19 protein-coding genes and 3 pseudogenes are annotated in these 22,790 nt (G+C 63.8%); 10 read left to right on the top strand and 12 right to left on the bottom strand.

All coding sequences use genetic code 11. The annotated features are described in order from the left end of the window. The 4 genes and pseudogenes from D3872_RS06340 to D3872_RS06325 form a co-directional block, all read right to left on the bottom strand. Nucleotides 1-450: pseudogene (locus D3872_RS06340) on the bottom strand (inner membrane protein YpjD); the annotation flags it as partial. A 136-nt stretch (nt 451-586) separates the two neighbouring features. Then, the gene (locus D3872_RS06335; protein ID WP_119809982.1) at nt 587-1,384 is read right to left on the bottom strand and encodes an ABC transporter ATP-binding protein; all 798 of its coding nucleotides are present in this window, start codon (nt 1,382-1,384) and stop codon (nt 587-589) included. A gap of 1 nt (nt 1,385) precedes the next feature. Next, nucleotides 1,386-1,769: pseudogene (locus D3872_RS06330) on the bottom strand (ABC transporter permease); the annotation flags it as partial. Continuing rightward, nucleotides 1,766-2,095: pseudogene (locus D3872_RS06325) on the bottom strand (ABC transporter substrate-binding protein); the annotation flags it as partial. The pseudogenes D3872_RS06330 and D3872_RS06325, both read right to left, overlap by 4 nt. Nucleotides 2,096-2,240: 145 nt before the next feature. Here D3872_RS06325 and ffh point away from each other — a divergent pair. After that, nucleotides 2,241-3,611: a signal recognition particle protein gene (ffh, locus tag D3872_RS06320; protein WP_119809981.1), complete on the top strand. Its 1,371-nt coding sequence runs from the start codon at nt 2,241-2,243 to the stop codon at nt 3,609-3,611. A 179-nt stretch (nt 3,612-3,790) separates the two neighbouring features. Then, nucleotides 3,791-4,159 (top strand): SWIB/MDM2 domain-containing protein, encoded by a 369-nt coding sequence (locus tag D3872_RS06315; RefSeq protein ID WP_119809980.1) that lies wholly within the window; start codon nt 3,791-3,793, stop codon nt 4,157-4,159. Between the two features lie 95 nt (nt 4,160-4,254). Here D3872_RS06315 and D3872_RS06310 read toward each other — a convergent pair whose 3' ends face one another. From D3872_RS06310 to D3872_RS06295, 4 genes are all read right to left on the bottom strand, one after another. Further along, a complete protein-coding gene (locus tag D3872_RS06310; protein WP_119809979.1) occupies nt 4,255-5,634 on the bottom strand; it encodes an alkaline phosphatase in 1,380 nt (459 codons plus the stop codon). Nucleotides 5,635-5,661: 27 nt separating this feature from the next. Beyond that, nucleotides 5,662-7,071, bottom strand: coding sequence for an alkaline phosphatase (locus D3872_RS06305; RefSeq protein ID WP_119809978.1), 1,410 nt, complete (start codon nt 7,069-7,071; stop codon nt 5,662-5,664). A gap of 50 nt (nt 7,072-7,121) precedes the next feature. Beyond that, complete coding sequence (locus D3872_RS06300; protein WP_119809989.1) at nt 7,122-7,640, bottom strand: lytic transglycosylase domain-containing protein; 519 nt, start codon at nt 7,638-7,640, stop codon at nt 7,122-7,124. Nucleotides 7,641-7,741: 101 nt separating this feature from the next. After that, the gene (locus tag D3872_RS06295; protein WP_119809977.1) at nt 7,742-9,475 is read right to left on the bottom strand and encodes a proline--tRNA ligase; all 1,734 of its coding nucleotides are present in this window, start codon (nt 9,473-9,475) and stop codon (nt 7,742-7,744) included. Nucleotides 9,476-9,679: 204 nt separating this feature from the next. On the opposite strand from D3872_RS06295, the gene D3872_RS06290 reads away from it, so the two are divergent. Both D3872_RS06290 and D3872_RS06285 read left to right on the top strand, forming a co-directional pair. Beyond that, a complete protein-coding gene (locus D3872_RS06290) occupies nt 9,680-10,309 on the top strand; it encodes an RNA pyrophosphohydrolase (RefSeq protein ID WP_229459192.1) in 630 nt (209 codons plus the stop codon). A 50-nt stretch (nt 10,310-10,359) separates the two neighbouring features. Next, nucleotides 10,360-10,779 (top strand): DUF1841 family protein, encoded by a 420-nt coding sequence (locus tag D3872_RS06285; protein WP_119809988.1) that lies wholly within the window; start codon nt 10,360-10,362, stop codon nt 10,777-10,779. 86 nt (nt 10,780-10,865) lie between these two features. Here D3872_RS06285 and D3872_RS06280 read toward each other — a convergent pair whose 3' ends face one another. Continuing rightward, the gene (locus D3872_RS06280; RefSeq protein WP_119809976.1) at nt 10,866-11,207 is read right to left on the bottom strand and encodes a c-type cytochrome; all 342 of its coding nucleotides are present in this window, start codon (nt 11,205-11,207) and stop codon (nt 10,866-10,868) included. Nucleotides 11,208-11,217: 10 nt separating this feature from the next. Continuing rightward, nucleotides 11,218-11,553 (bottom strand): c-type cytochrome, encoded by a 336-nt coding sequence (locus tag D3872_RS06275; protein WP_119809975.1) that lies wholly within the window; start codon nt 11,551-11,553, stop codon nt 11,218-11,220. Between the two features lie 230 nt (nt 11,554-11,783). Here D3872_RS06275 and D3872_RS06270 point away from each other — a divergent pair, with 230 nt between their 5' ends. The 4 genes from D3872_RS06270 to D3872_RS06255 all read left to right on the top strand — a co-directional run bounded on the left by D3872_RS06270 (nt 11,784) and on the right by D3872_RS06255 (nt 15,739). Further along, nucleotides 11,784-12,650: an AAA family ATPase gene (locus D3872_RS06270; protein ID WP_119809974.1), complete on the top strand. Its 867-nt coding sequence runs from the start codon at nt 11,784-11,786 to the stop codon at nt 12,648-12,650. After that, the gene (locus D3872_RS06265) at nt 12,650-13,240 is read left to right on the top strand and encodes a GNAT family N-acetyltransferase (protein ID WP_119809973.1); all 591 of its coding nucleotides are present in this window, start codon (nt 12,650-12,652) and stop codon (nt 13,238-13,240) included. The genes D3872_RS06270 and D3872_RS06265 overlap by 1 nt, the downstream gene beginning before the upstream one ends. 6 nt (nt 13,241-13,246) lie before the next feature. Continuing rightward, the gene (locus D3872_RS06260; RefSeq protein ID WP_119809972.1) at nt 13,247-14,416 is read left to right on the top strand and encodes a vWA domain-containing protein; all 1,170 of its coding nucleotides are present in this window, start codon (nt 13,247-13,249) and stop codon (nt 14,414-14,416) included. A gap of 168 nt (nt 14,417-14,584) precedes the next feature. Further along, a complete protein-coding gene (locus tag D3872_RS06255; protein WP_441295138.1) occupies nt 14,585-15,739 on the top strand; it encodes an IS110 family RNA-guided transposase in 1,155 nt (384 codons plus the stop codon). 519 nt (nt 15,740-16,258) lie between these two features. Here the strand turns inward: D3872_RS06255 and D3872_RS06250 are convergent. Both D3872_RS06250 and D3872_RS06245 read right to left on the bottom strand, forming a co-directional pair. Further along, nucleotides 16,259-17,236, bottom strand: a complete 978-nt coding sequence (locus tag D3872_RS06250; RefSeq protein ID WP_119809971.1) for a gamma-glutamyl-gamma-aminobutyrate hydrolase family protein — start codon at nt 17,234-17,236, stop codon at nt 16,259-16,261. Between the two features lie 60 nt (nt 17,237-17,296). Then, nucleotides 17,297-18,124 carry a response regulator gene (locus D3872_RS06245; RefSeq protein ID WP_119809970.1) on the bottom strand — a complete coding sequence of 276 codons (828 nt, stop codon included), beginning with the start codon at nt 18,122-18,124 and terminating at the stop codon, nt 17,297-17,299. Nucleotides 18,125-18,307: 183 nt separating this feature from the next. On the opposite strand from D3872_RS06245, the gene D3872_RS06240 reads away from it, so the two are divergent. Both D3872_RS06240 and parC read left to right on the top strand, forming a co-directional pair. Further along, nucleotides 18,308-20,302, top strand: coding sequence for a DNA topoisomerase IV subunit B (locus tag D3872_RS06240; protein ID WP_119809969.1), 1,995 nt, complete (start codon nt 18,308-18,310; stop codon nt 20,300-20,302). A 144-nt stretch (nt 20,303-20,446) separates the two neighbouring features. Then, nucleotides 20,447-22,777: a DNA topoisomerase IV subunit A gene (parC, locus tag D3872_RS06235; RefSeq protein WP_119809968.1), complete on the top strand. Its 2,331-nt coding sequence runs from the start codon at nt 20,447-20,449 to the stop codon at nt 22,775-22,777. The last annotated feature ends 13 nt before the right edge of the window (nt 22,778-22,790 follow it).

Here is a 22,790-nt window from a genome sequence, read left to right as displayed (position 1 = left end):
GGCATGGGCATGCAGGCGCGACTCCTGCAGCGCCATCAGCACCGCGTGGAAAGCGGCGATGGTGAGGGTGCTGTACGCGAGGATGGCGACGGCGATATGCCAGCCGAAGGCCGGTGCCGCGCCGTTCAGCTGGAACACGCTGCCCGGGAACACCGCCGGCAGCACCGCGGCCGCGGCGGCGCAAGGCATGACGAGGCGGCGCAGGCCGTCGAGCGCAAAGTTGCGGTTCTCGAGCCAATAGGCGGCGACCGAAATCCACAGTGCGGCCGACAGCATCGCGGCGAAGCCGACGCGCAGGCTGCCCGGCGCCATCATGCCGTGCCAAAGCGCCGCGCCATGCACAACCCAGGCGCCGGCGGTGACGGCGGAAATCAGGCCGCCCCGGCGCGTGGGCAGCACGGCGCACACGGCGTAGAGCAATGCGGCGGCGAAAAGGAGAATGTTCTGCATATGTGTTGGAAGTTTACACTATCACGGCCTCGCTGGCGGATGGACCTTGCCACCAGCCTGTTCCGCTGAGAAATTGAAATGTTTTCTAAATCGGGGTCTGACCCTGGGGTCTGACCCCGATTAGGAAATTTTAGGGTTAGTCGATGGCGGCGAGGCGGAGTTCGTCGGTGTGGTGGCGTTGTTGCTCTTCCATCACGAGCTGGCCGAGCTCGCGCTTGAGGGCGTTGAACTCGGGCGCGGACGGGTCGCGCGGACGCGGCAGCTCGACCATCAGGTCGCGCTTCACCGTGCCGGGCCGGTATGTCATCACGACAATCCGGTCGGCCAGGTAGATTGCTTCCTCGATGCTGTGCGTGACAAAGATGATCGTCTTCTTCAGCTCGGCCCAGATGCGCAGCAGCTCGTCCTGCAGGTTCCGTCGCGTCAGCGCGTCGAGTGCGCCGAACGGTTCGTCCATCAGCATGATCGGCGAGTCCAGCGCCAGCACCCGCGCAATCGCTACCCGCTGCCGCATCCCGCCCGACAGGTCCTTGGGGTAGCGCTTGCGGAAGTCGGATAGCGACAGCATCCCGAGCAGCTGCCGCACCGTGTCCTCGATCGCACCCTTGCCGGCGCCCTTGATCTCCAGCCCGAACGCGACGTTCTGCTCGACCGTCATCCACGGGAACAGCGCATATTCCTGGAACACCATGCCGCGGCCGGGACCCGGCCCGGTCACTTCGGTGCCATTCGCGACGATGCTGCCGCTGGTCGGCAGCGCGAAGCCTGCCACCGCGTTCAGTAACGTCGACTTGCCGCAGCCCGATGGCCCCAGCAGGCTGGTGAACTGCCCGCTCGGGATCTCGAAGTCGATGCCGTCAAGCGCGGCCAGCTCGCGTTCGTCGGTACGGAATACCTTGCTGACGCCCCTGATACTGATCGGCGATGCACTCATGTCAGCTCTCCAGGCCGCGGTGCCAGCGCAGCAGGTGGATGTTCAAACGGTTCATGCCGACGTCGATCGCGAGGCCCAGCATGCCGATGGTGATCATCCCGGCCATGATCTTGTCGGACCAGAAGTACTCGCGCGCCTCGAGGATGCGGAACCCGAGCCCGTTGTTCACCGCGATCATCTCGGACACGATGACGACGATGAACGCGGTGCCGATCCCGATCCGCACGCTGGACAATATATATGGCACCGCCGCCGGCAGGATCACGCGCAGGAACATGGTGCTGCCGCCGGCGCCAAGGTTGCGCGCGGCGCGCAGGTAGATGCCGCCGACCTGGCGCACGCCGGCGATGGTGTTCATCAGCACCGGGAAGAACGCGCCTATGGCTTGAGCACCTCGACGCCGAAGCCCTTGTTGATCGCCTGCGACGACTGCGGCTCCGACTGCATCATGGCGTCGATGTTCTTGCCGAGCAGGGCCTGGTTCAGGTCCGCGTAGGCGAGGTAGACGATCTGGACATCCTTGCCCGGCGCCGCATCGGCGCTCAGGCCGTTCTGCTGCAGCAGCGACATCAGCAGCACTTCCTGGATGGCGCCGCGCGTGACGCCGACCTTCCTGCCCTTCAGGTCCCTGACGCTCTTGATATTCAGGCCAGGCCGCGCGACCAGCCGCGCACCGCCACTGGCGAAGCCCGCTACGACCAGGACAGGCGCGCAGTCTGTGCCATGCACGGCGGGTAGGCGCAGGCAGCCGTGGCGGCCCACGGCCCGGAACCCGCGGCCACATAGGGTAAAATGTCGGCGCTAACCGGCCCGGCCGGTACTTTTCGCTTTACGCCCCTTATTAGCCAGGTATCCCATGCTAGATAACTTAACCCAACGCCTTGCCAAGGTCGTCAAGACCATGCGCGGTGAGGCGCGCCTGACCGAATCGAACACCGCCGAGATGCTGCGCGAAGTGCGCCTTGCGCTGCTCGAAGCCGACGTCGCGCTGCCCGCGGTGCGCGAGTTCATCGGCCGCGTCAAGGAAAAGGCGCTGGGCGAGGAAGTCATCGCTTCGCTGTCGCCCGGCCAGGCCCTGGTCGGCGTGGTCCAGAAGGAGCTGGCGGCACTGATCGGCGCCGACCTCGGCCCGGAAGCGTCGCAACTGAGCTTCGCCCAGCAGCCGCCCGCGATCATCCTGATGGCCGGCCTCCAGGGTGTCGGTAAAACCACCACCGTCGGCAAGCTCGCCAAGTACCTGAAAGAGCAGAAGAAGAAAAAAGTGCTGACCGTGTCCGCCGACGTGTACCGTCCGGCCGCGATCGCGCAGCTCGAAACCATCACCAAACAAGTGGGCGCCGACTTCTTCCCGACCACCGCAGCCGACAAGCCGGTCGACATCGCGCGGGCCGCGCTCGACTGGGCCAAGAAGCACTACCACGATGTGCTGATCATCGACACCGCCGGCCGCCTTGGTATCGACGAAGCGATGATGCAGGAGATCAGCGCGGTGCACGGCGCCGTCAAGCCGATCGAGACCCTGTTCGTGGTCGATGCGATGCTGGGCCAGGATGCGATCAACACCGCCAAGGCCTTCAACGACGCGCTGCCGCTGACCGGTATCGTGCTGACCAAGCTCGATGGCGATTCGCGCGGCGGCGCGGCGCTGTCGGTGCGCCACATCACCGGCAAGCCGATCAAGTTTGCCGGCGTGTCCGAAAAGCTGGACGGCCTCGAAGCCTTCGACGCGCAGCGCATGGCCAACCGTATCCTTGGCATGGGCGACATCCTGGCGCTGGTCGAGGAAGCGCGCAAGGGCGTCGACGAAAAGGCCGCGGCGGACCTGGCCAACAAGATCAAGGTCGGCGGCCGCTTCGACATGAACGACTTCAAGGCGCAGCTGGGCCAGATGAAGAAGATGGGCGGCATGGCCTCGCTGATGGACAAGCTGCCGGCCCAGTTCCAGCAGGCCGCGGGCGGCGCCAACATGGACCAGGCCGACCGCCAGGTGCGCCGCATGGTCGGCATCATCGACTCGATGACGCCGGCCGAACGCGCCAAGCCGGAGCTGATCAAGGCCACGCGCAAGCGCCGCATCGCGGCCGGCGCCGGCGTCCAGGTGCAGGAAGTGAACCGCATGCTGGCGCAGTACGACCAGATGCAGGCCATGATGAAAAAGCTCAAAGGCGGCGGACTGATGAAGATGATGCGCTCGATGAAGGGCATGATGCCCGGCGGGATGCGCTGACGCCCGGAGGGGGGATAACACCCCCCTGATGGGGCTGGCAGGCCGAAAAAATCGCTGTTCTCCCTATGAAAACGGGCGAAATTTTCGAAAAACACTTGCATGAACAGTAAAACCCCACCAATATAGGCCGGTGCGTTCAATTGCGCAATTTCCCATGTATTCGTTTAGGAGGCTCGAAGATGGCAACAGCCAAGAAATCCCCAGCAGCGCCAGCAAAAAAAGCAGCGGCGAAGCCAGCTGCAGCAAAGAAGGCCGCTCCAGCAAAAGCTGCAGCAGAAAAAAAACCAGCAGCTCCACGCAAGCCTAACGCGGCATTCATGAAGGCGATGACGCCGTCGGACGTCTTGGCACAAGTTGTAGGCGCAACCCCACTGCCGCGCACGGAAGTGACCAAGAAGGTCTGGGACTACATCAAGAAGCAAGACCTGCAAGACGCAGCGAACCGCCGCATGATCAACGCAGACGACAAGCTGAAAGCTGTCTTCGGCGGCAAGGCACAGGTATCGATGTTCGAAATGACCAAGCTCATTTCCGACCACCTGAAATAATAAGAACTCGCGGTCCAAGCCCAATACCAAAAAGCCCCGGTCGATGACCGGGGCTTTTTCATTTGGGGCGTGTGGCATGGCGGATGCGGCCCCGACTAGAACCCGAACGCCGCCTTCATCAAATGGAACACCTGCGTGTTCTCCATCGTCCCCTTGAACACCTTCGATCCGGCCCCGGTCGCGAACAGCTTCACGTCGCCGCCGCCATGCGACTCAGACGTCGTCTTCAACCCGGTCTCCTGCTGGTACGCATCCGCCAGCACCTGCTCGCTCGTCACGTCCACTCGACGCTCCTTGCGGTTCGGGCCATTCCCGAATACCAGCGTCGTATAGGTCTTGCCGTCCGCATCCCGCGCCGGCTGGCCGTCGTGGTAGCTGCGCACGATATCCAGGATCGGGTTGCCGCGCTTCGCATAGCCGTTGAACGTCAGCGTATGGTCATGATCCGCCGTCACCACGATCAGGGTATTCGCCAGCCCCGGATCGAGCGCGCGCATCTTGTCCACCGCAGCCTGTACCGCATCGTCCATCGCCACCGTATCGTGCAGCGCGTTCTTCGCATTGGTGCCGTGCAGCGCATGGTCGATCTTGCCGCCTTCGACCATCAGGAAGAAACCGTCCTTGTCCTGCGACAGCAGGTCGATCGCCTTGCGCGTCATCTCGGACAGGCTCGGTTGCTCCGGCCTGCGGGTGAGGTCGTAATCGAGGTGCGTGTCCTTGGCATAGATGCCGACGAACTTGCGCCCCGCCGGCGCCGCCAGCATGCCGTTGCGGTCAAGCGCCACCGTGTAGCCCCTGGCTGCGAATTCGGCCATCATGTCGCGCCCGTCCGCGCGTCCCTCCGGATTGCCGGTCGTGTCGTACGGGCTGAAGTGATGGCGCCCGCCTCCCATCAGCACGTCGACGCCGTCCATCAACGCCGTGTTGTAGCCCGCGCCGCCCGGCACCACCTGTGCGGCGATCTGGTAGACCGCATCGCGGTCGCACACGTGCGAGAACGTCGATGCCGGCGTGGCGTGGGTCAGCTCGGTGGTGGTGATCGAGCCGACCGCCTTGCCGTGCGCCTTGGCCAGCTCCAGGATGGTGGTGGCGGCACGCCCGTTGTCGGCGCCGCACTGGTCGACGGTCGGATTGCCGTTGGCGTCCTTTGCGGGCGGCACCGGCTTCGCATCGGCCATCGAGATCACGTCGTTGTTGATCTTGATGCCGGTCATGTAGGTGCCCATCGAAGGCGCGCTGTCGGTCGTCATCGCGTCGTTGGAATAGGTCTTCAGCCGCGCGGTACGCTCGAACTTCTCGAAATTGAGCAGGCCCTCTTCCTTGTACTTGTAGATGCGCGCGGCCGTGATGGTGGTAGGTCCCATGCCGTCGCCGAGGAAGAAGATGATGTTTTTCGCCGCCGGTGCGGCGTGGGCAGAAGCGCTTGCCGCGAACGAGGCAGCCAGCGCCAGCGCGAGGAGTCGGTTTGGTTTCATGTTGATTCCTGTTGATCTTCGCCCGGCTTACAGGCCGGCTGCCGCCTTGATGATGTTGAACACCTGGGTGTTGTCGATGGTGCCGTGGAAGTTCTCCGCTCCCGCACCCACCGCGCCGAGGTAGACGTCGGTGCCGCCATGCGTCTCCCAGCCCTTCGGCATGCGCACCACGGCTTCCTGGTGATAGTCGTCGGCGGTGACGATGGCGTCGGTCAGGCCGGCCATCGATGCGCGGCTGCCCTGCACCCGGTTCTCGCCGGTGCCGAAACCGATGATGGTGAACGGCGCGCCGTCCTTGTCCTTGCGTGGCTTGCCGTCGGCGACCTGCTTCAGCAGGCCAAGCACGCCAGGCTCCGTGGCCGTCGTGCGGCCGGTGCGCTTGGCGTAGCCGTTCAGCAGCAGCGTGTGGTCATGGTCCGCGGTGGCGACGATCAGCGTGTTCTTCAGCCCCGGGTCGATCGCCTGCATCTGCGCGATGGCCGCCTTGAGCGCGTTGTCGAAAGCGACGGTTTCCTGCAGCGCGCGCTTGGCCTGGGTGTCGTGCAGCGCCAGGTCGATCATGCCGCCTTCGACCACCAGGAAGAAACCGTTGCTGTTTTTCGACAGCAGGCCGATCGCCTTGGTGGTCATCTCCGCCAGTCCCGGTTCCTTCGCCGGATCGCGCACCGCGTCGTAGCTCATGTCCGCGCGGGCGAACAGGCCTACTACCGGCTGGCCGGTCGCTTCATCGAGCGCCTTCAGTTGCGCGGAATCGGACGGCGTACGGAAGCCCTTCGCGCGCAGTTCGGCCAACAGGTCGCGGCCGTCGCTGCGCAGCGGTCCAAAGTAATCGCTGCCGCCACCCAGCACGAGGTCCAGCCCATTCGCGCCAAGCGCGGCGTTGTAGCCCGCGCCGCCCGGCACCAGTGCGGCGGCGATGTCGGTTTCCAACTCGCGCGCGCATGCGTGCGCGAAGACGGCGGCAGGCGTGGCGTCGGTCACGCGGGTGGTGGTCACCACGCCGGCCGACATGCCGCGCTGCTTCGCCAGTTCGGCCAGCGTGGCAACCGGCGTGCCATTGGCGCACCGGCTGACCAGCTTGCGGCCCTGTGCATCCGGGCCCGGCTCCCTGGCCCGCGTGTCGGCGCTCATCGAGATCACGCCATTGTTTGGCTTCACGCCGGTCATGTAGGCGCTCATCGACGCGGCGCTGTCGGTCACCTGGGCGTCGTTCGAGTAGGTCTTGACGAATGCCGATTCGGACAGCGTGTCCAGCGTGAGCTGGCCCTCTTCGCCGACGGCGTAGATGCGCGCGGCGGTCATGGTGTTGATGCCAAGGCCGTCGCCCAGGAAGAACAGGATGTTCTTCGGCCTGGCGGCAGCGGTTTGCTGGGGCGCGCTGGCGCAGCCTGCAAGCGCGGCCAGCATGGCGGCAGCCGCAACGAGGTGAAGTCGCATGTCGAACCTTCTCTATTTTTGTTTATACAGTGTGAACGGGCGTGGGCGCGTCACTCGTGGAATTCCCATTTCTTCCAGGCGGCCAGCACGGCATTGGGGTACGGCGCCCTGCCCCGGCTGCCATTGTAGCGGCCAAGCGCGAGGTAGAGGTTCCCCTTCTCCATATCGATGTACATGCGCAGGATCGAGCAGCCGAAGCGCAGGTTGGTCTGCATGTGGAACAGTTTGCTGCGGTCGCCGTCGCCGACCACGCGCGACCAGAACGGCATCACCTGCATGTAGCCGCGCGCGCCCACCATCGACACCGCGTACTTGCGGTAGGCCGATTCGACCTGGATCAGGCCGAGCACGAGGCCGGGATCCAGCCCGGCACGGCTCGACTCGTACCACGCGGCTTCGAGGAATTCGAGGCGCGACCGCTCGTCGGGGATCTTGCGCTTGAGGCGGCCGGACATCTCGGCCAGCCAGCGCTGGTAGCGCTGGCGCGAGGCTTCGTCGCGGAACGCGGGGCGCGGCGGACGCGCGTCCTTGATGGCGTTGGACAGCGCCAGCCGAACCGAGTCGGCCATCGCTTCTTCCTTCTGGTTGCCGGCCCAGGCAGGACCGGCGCCCGCGAAGGAAGCCGCCAGCGCGAAGCCGGCTGCCCATTTCAGGCATGCACGGCGCCGGGTCACTGGGCCAGTTTGCCCTTGATGAAGTCCACCATGCCGGCGGCCGGCACTGCGGTAGCTTCGGTGTCGCGGCGGCCCTGGTATTCCAGGTTGCCTTCCTTCAGGCCGCGCTCGCCGATGACGACGCGGTGCGGCACGCCGATCAGCTCCCAATCGGCGAACATCGCGCCCGGACGCAGGCCGCGGTCGTCGATGATGACGTCCACGCCAGCCGCCTGCAGCGCCGCGTACAGCTTGTCGGTTTCTTCCTTGACCATCTCGCTGCGGTCGTAGCCCATCGGGCACAGCACCAGCTCGAACGGCGCGATCGAGGTCGGCCAGATGATGCCCTTGTCGTCGTAATTCTGCTCGATCGCCGCGCCCAGGATGCGGGTCACGCCGATGCCGTAGCAGCCCATCTGCAGCGGCGCCGGCTTGCCGTTCTCGTCGAGGAAGGTGGCCTTCATCGCTTCGGAATAGGCGGTGCCGAGCTGGAACACGTGGCCCACTTCAATGCCGCGCTCGATCGCCAGCACGCCCTTGCCGTCCGGCGAAGCGTCGCCTTCGACCACGTTGCGCAGGTCGGCGACGTCCGGCTCCGCGACGTCGCGGCCCCAGTTGACGCCCACCAGGTGGAAGCCTTCTTCATTCGCGCCGCAGACGAAGTCCGCCATGTTGGCGACGGTGCGGTCGGCCACCACGCGTACCGATTGCTGGGTGCCGATCGGGCCAAGGTAGCCCGGCCTGGTGCCGTAGGCTTCGATGATTTCCTCTTCGGTGGCGAAGCGGTGCGAGGACAGGCCAGGCACCTTGCTTACCTTGATTTCGTTCAGGTCATGGTCGCCGCGCAGCAGCAGCAGCCAGTTCTCCTTGTTGATATGGCCTTCCATTTCGCGCTCGACCGTCAGCGCGATCGACTTGACGGTCTTCGACAGGTCGATGTTGAGCAGTTCGGCCACCTGTTCGCACTTGGTGGTGGACGGGGTCGAAACCTTGGCCATGGTCTCGGCTGGAGCCGGACGCGTTGCCGCCAGCGGCATCGCTTCGGCGGCTTCCATGTTGGCGGCGAAGTCGGAGGTCGGGCAGTACACCAGCGCGTCTTCGCCGGTGCTGGCGATGACGTGGAATTCATGCGAACCGGTGCCGCCGATGGCGCCGTTGTCCGCCGCAACGGCGCGGAACTTCAGGCCGAAGCGGGTGAAGATGGCGGTGTAGGCGTCGAACATGACCTTGTACGAAGCCTGCATGCCGGCCAGGTCGCGGTCGAAGGAGTAGGCGTCCTTCATGGTGAATTCGCGGCCGCGCATCAGGCCGAAGCGCGGGCGGCGTTCGTCGCGGAACTTGGTCTGGATATGGTAGAAGTTCAGCGGCAGCTGGCGGTACGACTTGATTTCGCCGCGCACCACGTCGGTGATCACCTCTTCCGAGGTAGGCTGGATCGCGAACTCGCGGCCGTGGCGGTCTTTCACGCGCATCAGCTCAGGGCCCATCTTGTCCCAGCGGCCGGTTTCCTGCCACAGCTCGGCAGGCTGCACCAGCGGCATCAACAGTTCGATCGCGCCGGCCTTGTTCATTTCTTCCCGGATGATCGCCTCCACCTTGCGGATTACGCGCAAACCGGTCGGCATATAGGTGTAGATGCCGGAACCGAGGCGTTTGATCATGCCGGCGCGCATCATCAGCTGGTGGCTGACGATTTCCGCGTCGGATGGCGCATCTTTAAGAGTTGAAATAAAAAAACGGGAGGCACGCATATGGATGAATTCTTTTTAAAAAGAGAGAGTTATAATCAACCTAATTTTAAAGGATTAGCTGGCCGATGCGTCCAATCTTTATACAAACAGGCTCGTTTGATGTGGGATCCGCCGTTTTCGTACCCCGAAAACCTGGTGGAGGCCCGGATATGCGGGTGAAAATGTAAGAAGGCGCCCGGCTGGCAGAAAGTTTCGAGGTGCACTATGCTCGATCGTGAAGGGTTTCGCCCCAACGTCGGCATCATCCTGCTAAACGCCCAGAACGAGGTGTGGTGGGGCAAGCGGGTGCGCGAGCACTCGTGGCAGTTCCCGCAAGGGGGCATTAAATACGGTGAAACGCCGGAACAGGCAATGTACCGCGAGCTGGAAGAAGAAATCGGCTTGCGGCAGGAGCATGTAAAAATCGTTGGTCGCACCCGCGACTGGCTGCGCTATGAAGTGCCGGATCATTTCATCAAGCGCGAGATTCGCGGGCATTATCGCGGGCAGAAACAGATCTGGTTCCTGCTGCGTATGTGCGCGCGCGACAACGAGGTCAACCTGCGCCTGACCGACCATCCCGAGTTCGACGCCTGGCGCTGGCACGATTACTGGGTGCCGCTGGACGTGGTCATCGAGTTCAAGCGCGACGTCTACCAGCGCGCGCTGCAGGAGTTGTCGCGTTTCCTGACGTGGCCGGCAAATACCGGGCACGAGCGCCGCCACATGCCGCGCTACTTGCGCCAGCCTCACCCGCAGCGCAGCCAGGGCGCGCCGCAGCAGGCGGCGACGCCGGAACCGGCGCGCAGCACAGCCGTGGAACAGAAGCTGGAATTGGCCCCGGGCAAGACCTAGCCTGAAGGCAAGGCCGGACGAGGATCGGGGTGGCGCGTTACAATACGTGGATGTTCACCCCGTCCTCCCATGATGTGCGGCGCTTCTTCTGCGAAGCGTTCCGCAAGCAGCGCGCCGGCGAGATCCTGACCCCGATGGACGCCATCGCGTCCGACTGGATCGCCCGGCATCCCGAATACGACGACGTCCTTGCCGACGCCGAGAGCGCCGTTGCGCGCGACTACTCGGTCGAGGGCGGGCAGCCGAATCCCTTCCTGCATTTATCGATGCACTTGTCGATCGCCGAACAGGTATCGATCGACAATCCGCCGGGCATCCGCGCCGCGCACAACGCGCTGGTGCAGCGGCTGGGCGAACATGATGCGCATCACCAGATCATGGAATGCCTGGGCGAGATGATCTGGACCTCGCAGCGCAATGGCGCCGCGCCGGATACGGCGGCGTACGTGGAGTGCGTGCGGCGCAGGTAGTCGATCTTCCAAAATAAAAAAATCCTTCCAACCGTCTCCGGCTGGAAGGATTTTTTTGGGCCGCCCGAAGGCGGCTGCGAATTCAATTAACGCTTCAGGACCATCGAGCCTGGCAGGCTGTGCAGGTAAGCTGCGATGTCGGCCATATCCTTGGTCGACAGTGCCTGTACCTGGCCGGACATGATGGCGTTGTTACGGCCGTTCGCGCCCGAACCGCGCTTGTAGGCGACCATTGCGTGCTTCAGATAGTCGGCGTGCTGGCCGGCCAGCTTTGGATAGCTCGGGTCGATCGGCTTGTTGTAGTCCGCGCCGTGGCAGGCTGCGCAATTGTATTTTTTGGCCAGGGCTTCACCATTGGCGATGTTGCCGCCAGCAAAAGCGCTCATCGATACGGCGGAGATGGACAGGGCTGCAATCAGTTTTTTCATGGTTCCGTCCTTATTTCTTCGCTGCGGTTTGCGCAGTTTGTGCCGCGTAGTAAGCTGCAACATCCGCGATTTCCTGGTCGCTCATCGACGCCGCGATACCGCGCATCGACGGGTGCTTGCGGTCGCCTTTCTTGTATGCTTTCAGCGCGCTTTCGATGTACTTGGCCGACTGGCCGCCGATCATCGGTACTTGATAGACTTCGGGGAAAGTCGCTTTGTAGCCAGGAATTGCGTGGCAGCCGATGCACATGTCGACTTTGGCAGCCTGGGCGTTTCCGACAACGTCAGCCGCTGCAGCGACATTGGCGATGCTGGCGAGCACGAGAAGTGCGAAGATTTTTTTCATGGTGGCGAGGGTAAGTGGTAATCGGGTACCGCACGTGCAAAACTGACATCTTTCGCACTATCAACCTGCGATTCTAACCCAAACACTGGCAGATCGTCCACATTCGCGGCACTGGGGTTGAAGGTCTGACAACATCGATTGCGGCCCCGGCCGCATCGCGGGGTGGCGCTGCGGGCCCGCGCGGGAATGGCATATACTCGAAATAATTCCACTCCCACGCACTTACGCATATGCAAGCATCCCATCACCAGGCGCAGCGCTTTGAAGGTACCGAATCCTACGTCGCCACCGACGACCTGAAGCTGGCCGTGAACGCCGCCCTCACCCTGCAGCGCCCGCTCCTGATCAAGGGCGAGCCTGGCACCGGCAAGACCATGCTGGCCGAGGAAGTGGCGCAGGCGCTGAACATGCCGCTGATGCAGTGGCACATCAAGTCCACCACCAAGGCCCAGCAGGGCCTGTACGAATACGACGCCGTCTCGCGCCTGCGCGATTCCCAACTGGGCGACGAGCGCGTGCGCGACATCCACAACTACATCGTCAAGGGCGTGCTGTGGCAGGCCTTCACCTCGCCCGAGCCGGTGGTGCTGCTGATCGACGAGATCGACAAGGCCGACATCGAATTCCCGAACGACCTGCTGCGCGAACTGGACCGGATGGAGTTCTACGTCTACGAGACGCGCGAGATGGTGGTGGCGAAGCACCGCCCGCTGGTCATCATCACCTCCAACAACGAAAAGGAACTGCCGGACGCCTTCCTGCGCCGCTGCTTCTTCCACTACATCAAATTCCCGGACAAGGACACGATGGAAGCCATCGTCCAGGTCCACTACCCGTCGCTGAAGCAGGACCTGCTGGCCGCCGCGCTGCAGACCTTCTACCAGCTGCGCGAGGTGCCGGGACTGAAGAAAAAGCCGTCGACTTCCGAATTCCTCGACTGGCTCAAGCTGCTGCTGGCCGAGGACATCCCGCCCGAAGCCCTGCGCAACCCCGACGCCAAGACCGCGGTGCCGCCGCTGCACGGCGCGCTGCTCAAGAACGAGCAGGACGTGCACCTGTTCGAGCGCCTGGTGTACATGTCGAGGACCAATCGCTGATGATCCAGGTCGAAGCCGCTCCCCTCGAATTCAACGGCGTCCGGCTCGAGCCGCTGACGCTCGGCCACGCCGAAGGCCTGCGCGCCGCCGCCAGCGACGGCGCACTGTGGAACATCCGCGTCACCTCGGTGCCCGAGCCGCACAAGGTCGAACAGTACATCCTCACCGCGCTGGAAATGGACAACCGGGTGGCCTACGCCGTGGTCGACGCCTCGACCGGCGCGGTGATGGGCACCACCAGCTACCATGACATCCTGCCCGCGGTGGACCGCGTCGAAATCGGCTGGACCTGGTATGCGAAGAGCCGCCAGCGCAGCCATGTGAACACCAGCTGCAAGCTGCTGCTCCTGTCGCATGCCTTCGACACGCTGGGCTGCGCGGTGGTCGGGCTGCGTACCGATAACTTCAACTTCGCCTCGCAGGCCGCCATCGAGCGGCTCGGCGCGAAGAAGGACGGCGTGATCCGCCACCACCACCCGCGCCGCGACGGCACCGTGCGCGACACGGTCATGTACAGCATCGTGCGCGGCGAATGGCCCGAGATCAAATCGCACCTGCACTACAAGCTGCAGCAGGCGGCAGCGCGCTAGGCCATCATGCTGATCGATTTCTTCTTTACGCTGAAGGACGCCAAGATACCGGTGTCCATCAAGGAGTTCCTGACCCTGCTCGAAGCGATGGAAAAGAGCGTCATCGCCCCGTCGATGGACGACTTCTACTACCTGTCGCGCCTGACGCTGGTGAAGGACGAAGCCAACTTCGACAAGTTCGACCGCGCCTTCGCCCAGTACTTCAAGGGCGTGCAGGCCGCGTTCGAAGGGAACAAGGCGATCCCGCTCGACTGGCTGATCAAGCGCATGGAGCGCGAACTGAGCGACGAACAGCGGGCGCAGATCGAAAAATTCGGCTACGACAAGCTGATGGACCGCCTCAACGAACTGCTCAAGGAGCAGAAGGAACGGCACGAAGGCGGCGGCAAGTGGATAGGCACCGGCGGCACCTCGCCCTTCGGCAACGGCGGCACCAACCCGGAAGGCGTGCGCATCGGCGGCACGGGACGCAACCGTACCGCGGTCAAGGTATGGGACCAGCGCAGCTACCGCGACTACGACGCCGAACGCGAACTGGGCACCCGCAACATCAAGGTCGCGCTGCGGCGGCTGCGCAAGTTCGCGCGCGAAGGGCTGGACGAGGAACTGGCGCTGGACGCGACCATCCGCGCCACCGCCAGCAACGCCGGCTACCTCGACATCAAGATGCAGCCCGAGCGCAAGAACAAGATCAAGGTGCTGATGCTTCTCGACGTGGGCGGCAGCATGGACGACCATATCCAGCGCACCGAGGAACTGTTCTCGGCGGCGCGCACCGAGTTCAAGAACATGGAGTTCTTCTACTTCCACAACTGCGTGTACGACTACCTGTGGAAAAACAACCGGCGCCGCAGCAGCGAGCGTTTCCCGACCTGGGACATCCTGCGCAAGTACCCGCCCGATACCAAGCTGATTTTCGTTGGGGATGCGACCATGAGCCCGTACGAGATTTTGCAGCCGGGCGGGTCGATCGAGTACAACAACGAGGAAGCGGGCGCGGAATGGCTGGCGCGGTTCTGCCATGCGTTTCCGAAGTTCGTGTGGTTGAATCCGGAGCCGGAGGCGGCGTGGGATTACCGGCAGTCGATCAACGTGATACGGCAGATCGTCAACCAGCGGATGTTCCCGTTGACCATCGAGGGGTTGGAACGGGCGATGCGGTTGCTGTCGAAGTAAGCGCGGTGACGTTAAATCGGCGGATGCGCTTTCGCTTATCCGCCCTACGTCCCTACGTCCCTACGTCCCTATGCTGCGTAGATACTATGTATGAGGAGGGCGGGCCAGCAATAATCTCAAATTCATCCTAAAGTTAAAGTTCCACCAATATCTTTAAGGGAGAACGAGATGATGCCAGCCCGTGAAAATTATTTTACGCCTGCCGAATTGATTTTGGCAGTGTCCCTCGAACTTGCATCTAAGAAGTGGAAGATCGCCCTCCACGACGGTCAGCGCGAGAACGCCGCGATCAGGACTGTGGACGGGGAAGAACCGATGCAACGGCTGCGGCAAGTGCTTGCTGAGATCGCCCGGTGCAAGGAGAAGTGGGGGCTGCCCGAGAACGTCAGAGTGGTGGTTTTGTTCGAGGCGGGCCAGGACGGGTTCTGGATAGCGCGGGCATTGGAACAGTTCGGAGTGAAGGCCGTGATATGCGATCCGGCGAGCCTTCAGGTGGCGCGCCACGCGCGCCGGGCAAAGACTGACCGGCTGGACGCCATCGCCTTGGTGAGCGCACTGCGGGCCTGGCTGGGCGGCAAGCGAGACGCCATGCGCATCATTCGGATCCCGCCGGTGGAGGCCGAAGGGCAACGGCACCTGGCCCGCGACCGTGGCGAACTGCAGAAAGAGGTGCTGCAACACTGCGACAGGATGCGCAAGCTGCTGCGCACTGTGGGCTGCTGGACCGCCGTTGCAGGGGACTTCAAGCAGCGGCTTGAGCAAGGCAAGGTACGCTGCTACGACGGCTCCCCTTTGCCGCAGCACCTGCTGGAAAGGCTGCTGCGTGAATGCGAGCGTATGGCGCTCGTGGAGCAGCAGTACAACGAGTTGGAGAAGTCCTGGTTCAAGCAGCTGCCGGCGACGGTTCAGGACCGGGTGAGCAAGCTGCAGCGGCTCAGGGCAATCGGTGATGTGGGAAGCGAGCGTCTGGTGCTGGAACTGTTCTGGCGAAACTTCGAAAACCGAAGGCAGGTTGGCGCTGCGGTGGGTCTAGTCCCGCAGCCTTACGACAGCGGGAACAGCCATGCTGACCAGGGCATCAGCAAGCAGGGTAACCGACGCGTCCGATCCCTGCTCATCGAAATGAGCTGGTTCTGGCTACGCTACCAGCCCGAGAGTGCGATCAGCCGGTGGTTTGCGGAGCGCACCGGGGGCAGCAAGAGCAAGCGCGGCCGACGGATCGCCATCGTCGCGGTGGCACGGCGCCTGGTCATCGCGTTGTGGCGATATCTGGAGCATGACGTCGTGCCCGACGGGGCAAGGCTGAAGACGGCGGCCCACTGACACGTTGTTTTGATTTGGTGATGATGTTGTGAGAAGGTGTCTGGCAAGGTAGTGAGCAGTTTGAAGTAGACAGGCCCGTGTTCCGCCCCGGTTGCATGACAACCGCCAATAGTAGATGGGGCCTGTACGCATCACGGTCAACTTAAGCGTAAGCGCATGCAGTATCAGGCTAGGCGGCCAAGCCGTCAGCGGATAGAAGGTGGTGAGCTAAGTCTCACGTCGCAGACCGAGAGCTTCAAAATGCCATACCAGTTGCTTGGGTACCGAATCACAGAGTCATCGTGATGAAAATCCGTGGCGAGCAAGACGCACGATTGGTCGACATGGTGCAAAGGCGTAGAGCGTGCCTTTGCACCAAGCCGGACAGTGTACGGCTGTATCGCTGATGTCAAGGATTACCCCCTCCTTGACATCAGCGATACAGCCGGGAGATGGGTGGACTTGAGAGAAAAGCCCTTGACAACGTAGTGTTCATGGAAGAAGGGTGGATAAACGAAGTGCATCCACCGTTTTCAGCCTCTAAAACCGCGTCTCGCGCGCAACGCGCAAGAACTCATCCAGTATCGGCGTACAGTCCAGCAGGTCCGTCCCACCCGCCCGGTGAAACTCCGGATGCCACTGCAATCCCATCACGAAATCCGCCCGCTGGTACCTGATCGCCTCGACGATCCCGTCCGGGTCGGACATCGCCTCCACCGTGATATCGCGCCCCAAATCCTTCACCGCCTGATGGTGGATCGAGTTGACCACCGGCCGCTGCGCGCGCGGGAACATCTGACCCAGGGTCGACCCAGGCGGGAAAATCACCGCGTGCCGGTGCGCGTCGTAATCGCTGTGCACGTGCGCCAGCGCGTCCGGCACGTTGGTCTCGACGTCCTGGTACAGCGAACCGCCGAACGCCACGTTGATCAGCTGGCAGCCGCGGCAAATGCCCAGCACCGGCTTGCCCGCGTCGACGAACTCGTGCAGCAGTTCCAGCTCGTACAAGTCGCGCGCCCGGTCGCCACTCCACTCCGGCCGCGTGGGCGACTCGGAATAGGTTTGCGGCGACACGTCCGCCCCGCCCTGCAGCACCAGTCCGTCGAGGTGGCGCGCGTAATGGCGCAGCGTGATGTTGGACGGATGCAGCAGCCCGTTGGTGTTCACCGTCGGGATCATGAACACCAGCACGTCGCGCGACATCACCCACTGCGCGATCGACTCTTCGAGATATTGCAGGTTCTTGCTGCGCAGTCCGGTCGAGCCGGGTTCGGGATGGAAGATGCGCGCCGAGATGCCGATGCGCAGTGTGCGGCGCATGAAATCGCGGCTGAAGCGGTCGCGCATCGCGCGCCAGCGCGACGACAGCACGCGGCGCGCCAGCGCCAGCGGCGTGTCGCCCTCGCGCTGGTAACGCGGGATGCCGTCGGAGCGGCGGTCGGGAACGCGCGCGGCCTGCTGGCCGCTGTCCTGGTCGGGCTGTGAGGCAGGTGCTTGGGGCTTGTCGGTTTCTGCCATGCCTCAACTATAGCCCGATCGGGGCTCGCGCACGATTGCAGTGCCGGTTGCGCCAGGATTTTACGCCGGCAGCGACAGCAAGCGCTTGAGCGTACCGACCAGCACGCGGTCGTTGATCGGCTTGTCGAGCATGCCGCGCACGCCGGCCGCGCGGGCGCGCGAGCAGTCGTACGGGAAGGCTGGGCTGACCATCAGCACCACCGCGATATCGGCGCCGCCGTCCTGCGCCTTGATCGTGCTGCACAGCTCGTACGGGTCGATGCCCGGCGCCGAGGTGTTCACCATGACCACCGACACCGGCGTCTCGTCGCACAGGCGCACTGCGGCGGGCGCGCTGTCGGTCCACTCGACGCCGAGGCGGCGCGCACCCAGCAGGCGTGCAACGTGGTCGCGGAAGGCCCCGCCCTTGTCGATGATGAGCACAGCGCCACGCGGCGGCGAGCGGCGCCGCATGATGTATTCGGATGGGTCGGTCAGGTCGACGTCGAGGCGCACGCTGCGGCGCCGCTCCGGCACGGACGGCAGGCCGCGCGCGGTCAGCTGCGCCAGCGCTTCGGCCCGGCGTGCGACCAGCCCGGCCAGCAGCTGGTACAGCTGGCCGGTATCGAAGGGACGCGGAAGGCAGGGGAAGGCCAGGTCGACGGCGGGCTGGCCAATGACGAGTGCGGGATGGACCTCGGGAGGACCGGCGGCTGACAGCGCGGCCAGCGCGTGCAGGTCGTCGCCGTTGACGATGGTGAGGTCGGGCTCTTGCAAACTGTCGTCGAGCAGGCAAAAATACGCCGGCCCCGCGGCAGGCGCCTGCGTCAGTGCGGCAGCGATGGTTGCCTGTTCCGGCTGAGAAAATCCGATCAGCCGCACGGCAAAGGGATATCTTTTCTCTTGCATGTTTGGAAACGGATCAATTGGTCCAGAGGCGGATAGCCTGCCGACCGTATGAATCTAACCACAAATTCACCCGCTGGCAAGCGTATTCAATCACGTCAAATCCGCATCGTTTGCCAGCCGACAAGATAGAATGCGCAGGCACGAGCACCCATGACATCGAACACCCACAAAGCCTGACCAAGTATGGCCACTAAAAAACCTGCATCCGACTACAGCGAATCATCCATCCGCGTCCTCAAGGGACTCGAACCCGTCAAACAGCGCCCGGGCATGTACACCCGGACCGAGAATCCGCTGCACATCATCCAGGAAGTGATCGACAACGCCTCCGACGAAGCGCTCGGCGGCCATTGCATGAACATCGTCGTCACGCAGAACGCGGACGGCTCGGTGACGGTGGAAGACGACGGCCGCGGCATCCCGGTCGGCCTGCACCCGGAAGAGCTGGTGCCGACGGTGGAAATCGTGTTCACCCGCCTGCACGCGGGCGGCAAGTTCGACAAGGGTTCGGGCGGCGCGTACGCGTTCTCGGGCGGCCTGCACGGCGTCGGCGTTTCGGTCACCAATGCGCTGTCGAAGCGGCTGGAGATCATGGTGTGGCGCAAGGAGCCGGACGGCACCGGCCTGCACAAGCTGGCATTCGAACATGGCGGCGTGGTCGAACCGCTGTCGTCCATCCCCGCCCCGCGCGACGGCAAGAAGTCCGGCACGCGCGTGACCGCGTGGCCCGATCCGAAGTACTTCGACTCGCCGGCGATCTCGCAAGTCGAGCTGCAGCGCCTGCTGCGCTCGAAGGCGGTGCTGCTGCCGGGCGTGACGGTCTCGCTGGTCAACGGCAAGACCGGCGACACCCAGGTTTGGAAGTACGACGAAGGCCTGCGCGGCTACCTGAACGAGATGCTGGCGCAGGGCAGCGGCGAGCCGCTGATCCCGGTGTTCGAAGGCGCCCAGTACTCGAACGGCGAGACCGACGGCTTCGCCGAAGGCGAGGGCGCCGCCTGGGTGGTGGCGTGGACCGAGGAAGGCGCGGTGGTGCGCGAATCCTACGTCAACCTGATCCCGACCTCGAACGGCGGCACCCACGAATCGGGCCTGCGCGACGGCCTGTATGGCGCGGTGAAGAACTTCGTCGAGATGCACTCGCTGCTGCCGAAGGGCGTCAAGCTGCTGCCGGAAGACGTATTCGCGCGCACCTCGTTCGTGCTGTCGGCGAAGGTGCTCGACCCGCAGTTCCAGGGCCAGATCAAGGAACGCCTGAACTCGCGCGATGCGGTGCGGCTGGTGTCGACCTTCACCAAGCCGCCGCTCGAACTGTGGCTGAACCAGCACGTCGACTACGGCAAGAAGCTGGCCGACCTGGTCATCAAGCAGGCCCAGTCGCGCCTGCGCTCGCTGCAAAAGGTGGAAAAGAAGAAGTCGTCCGGCGTGGCTGTCTTGCCGGGCAAGCTGACCGACTGCGAATCGTCGGACATCACCCGCAACGAACTGTTCCTGGTCGAGGGAGACTCGGCGGGCGGCTCGGCCAAGATGGGCCGCGACAAGGAATTCCAGGCCATCCTGCCGCTGCGCGGCAAGGTGCTGAACTCCTGGGAGACCGACCGCGACCGCCTGTTCGCGAACAACGAGATCCACGACATCGCGGTGGCGATCGGCGTCGACCCGCACTCGTACATGGACAGCCCGGACCTGTCGGGCCTGCGCTACGGCAAAATCTGCATCCTGTCGGATGCGGACGTGGACGGCTCGCACATCCAGGTACTGCTGCTGACGCTGTTCTTCAAGCACTTCCCTGCCCTGTTCCGCCACGGCCACATCTGCGTAGCGCGCCCGCCGCTGTATCGGGTCGACGCGCCGGCGCGCGGCAAGAAGCCGATCCAGAAGCTGTACGCGCTGGACGACGGCGAGCTGATCGCGATCGAAGACAAGCTGAAGAAAGATGGCCTGAAGGACGGCGCCTGGAGCATATCCCGCTTCAAGGGCCTGGGCGAGATGAACGCCGAGCAACTGTGGGAAACGACGATGAACCCCGACACGCGGCGGCTGCTGCCGGTATCGCTGGGCGACTTCGACCATGGCGAATCCGCCGCGCGCTTCAACATGCTGATGGGCAAAGGCGAAGCCGCCGCCCGCCGCGCCTGGATCGAAGAGCACGGCAACGAAACCGAAGCAGACATCTGACGAAAGAATTTCATAAATCGGGGTCAGACCACCATTTTCATAAATCGGGGTCAGACCACCATTTTGGAACGTTCCCAAATGGTGGTCTGACCCCGATTTTGGAATGTTGCAGATCCGGTAAGTAACGAATTGAACTGAATAAATATGTCAAATCAAGCAAATCTGTTTGAACAAGCCAACCCACAGTCCGAGGATGTCGAGACGCTGACGCTGTCCACCTTCGCGGAACGCGCCTACCTCGATTACGCCGTCTCGGTCGTCAAGGGCCGCGCGCTACCTGACGTGACCGACGGCCAGAAGCCGGTCCAGCGCCGCATCCTGTACCAGATGAATGAACTGGGCCTGGCCGCCAACGCCAAGCCGCGCAAATCGGCCGCCGTCGTCGGCGATGTGATGGGTAAGCTGCACCCGCACGGCGACCAGTCGATCTACGATGCCCTGGTGCGCATGGCCCAGGATTTCTCGCTGCGTTATCCGCTGATCGATGGCCAGGGCAACTTCGGCTCGCGCGACGGCGACGGCGCAGCGGCGATGCGCTACACCGAGGCGCGCCTGTCGCCGATCGCCAAGCTGCTGCTCGACGAGATCGACCAGGGCACGGTCGACTTCCAGTCCAACTACGACGGCCAGCACAAGGAGCCGAAGGCGCTGCCGGCACGCTTGCCGATGGTGCTGCTGAACGGCGCTTCCGGTATCGCGGTCGGCCTGGCCACCGAAATCCCTTCGCATAACCTGGGCGAGGTGGCGCAGGCCGCCGTCGCCATGGTCCGCAATCCGAAGATCACCCACGCCGAACTGATGGCCTTCATCCCCGGCCCGGACTTCCCGGGCGGCGGCCAGATCATCACCCCGCCTTCGCAGATCGCCGAAATGTACGGCAGCGGCCGCGGTTCGATGAAGGTGCGCGCGCGCTGGAAGATCGAGGAACTGGCGCGCGGCCAGTGGCAGGCTGTCGTCACCGAACTGCCGCCGGGCTGCTCGTCGCAGAAAGTGCTCGAGGAGATCGAGGAGCTGACCAACCCCAAGGTCAAGATGGGCAAGAAGGCGCTGTCGCCGGAGCAGCTGGCGCTCAAGCAGCTGATCCTCGGTTCGCTCGATACCATCCGCGACGAATCGGGCCGCAACGCGCCGGTGCGCCTGGTGTTCGAGCCGAAGTCGAAGAACCAGGACCAGACCGAATTCATGCTGATGCTGCTGGCGCATACCTCGCTGGAGTCGTCGAACCCGATCAACCTGGTGATGATCGGCGGCGATGGCCGTCCGCGCCAGAAGGGCCTGTCCGACATCCTGCAGGAGTGGATCGACTTCCGCTTCGTCACCGTGCGCCGCCGCACCGAGTTCAGGCTGGGCAAGGTCGATGACCGCATCCACATCCTCGAGGGCCGCGAAGCGGTCCTGCTGAACATCGACAAGGTGATCCACATCATCCGCAATTCGGACGAGCCGAAGTCCGCGCTGATCGCGGAGTTCCGCCTGTCCGACCGCCAGGCCGAGGACATCCTCGAGATCCGCCTGCGCCAGCTGGCACGCCTCGAAACCATCAAGATCCAGCAGGAGCTGGCCGAGCTGCGCAAGGAAAAAGGCACGCTGCAGGATATCCTCGACAATCCGTCGACGATGAAGCGCCTGATCATCAAGGAGATCGAGTCCGACGCCAAGCAGTATGGCGACACCCGCCGCACCCTGATCGAGGAAGCGCAGAAGGCCGTCGTCGAGCAGAAGGTGGTCGACGAGCCGGTCACTGTCGTCATTTCGGAAAAAGGCTGGGTGCGCGCGCGTACCGGCATCGGCCACGACGTGGCGCAGTTCACCTTCAAGGCGGGCGACTCGCTGCACGGCACTTTCGAGTGCCGCACCGTCGATACCCTGCTCGGCTTCGGCGACAACGGCAAGATCTATTCGGTGCCGGTGGCCGCCCTGCCGGGAGCGCGCGGCGACGGCGTGCCGATCACGACGCTGGTCGACCTGTCCGGCGGCGCCGGCGGCCGCCCTGTGCGCATCCTGCACTACTTCGCCGGCCCTGCGCAGACAAACCTGATGCTGGCGTCCGACGCTGGCTTCGGTTTCATGGCCAAGGCGGGCGACATGGTCAGCCGACTAAAGGGCGGCAAGGCCTTCATCACGCTCGATGACGGCGCCCTGCCGCTGGCGCCGCGCGTGGTGGAAGAAAAGGCCAGCGCCGTGGCCTGCCTGTCGGCCAAGGGCCGCCTGCTGGTGTTCGGCATGGACGAGATGAAGACCCTGGCCAACGGCGGCCGCGGCGTCACGATGATGGAGCTGGAGGACAAGGAGAAGCTGCTGGCGGTCCAGCCTATCAGCCAGAAAGGTGTGCTGGTCACCGGCATCTGGGCGACCAAGCCGCGCGAGGTGCCGCTGTCGGCGTCGGGCCTGCAGATCCACATCGGCAAGCGCGCGCGCAAGGGCAAGGCGCTGGTCACCAAAACCAAGGCACACGACCTGCGCCCGATCGTGTAAGCTTGCCCGCCAG

Source organism: Massilia cavernae, assembly GCF_003590855.1.
Taxonomy (GTDB): Bacteria; Pseudomonadota; Gammaproteobacteria; order Burkholderiales; family Burkholderiaceae_D; genus Telluria_A; species Telluria_A cavernae.
The sequence above is the reverse complement of the archived record's forward strand: the minus strand, read 5'-3'. Positions and strand labels throughout refer to the sequence as shown.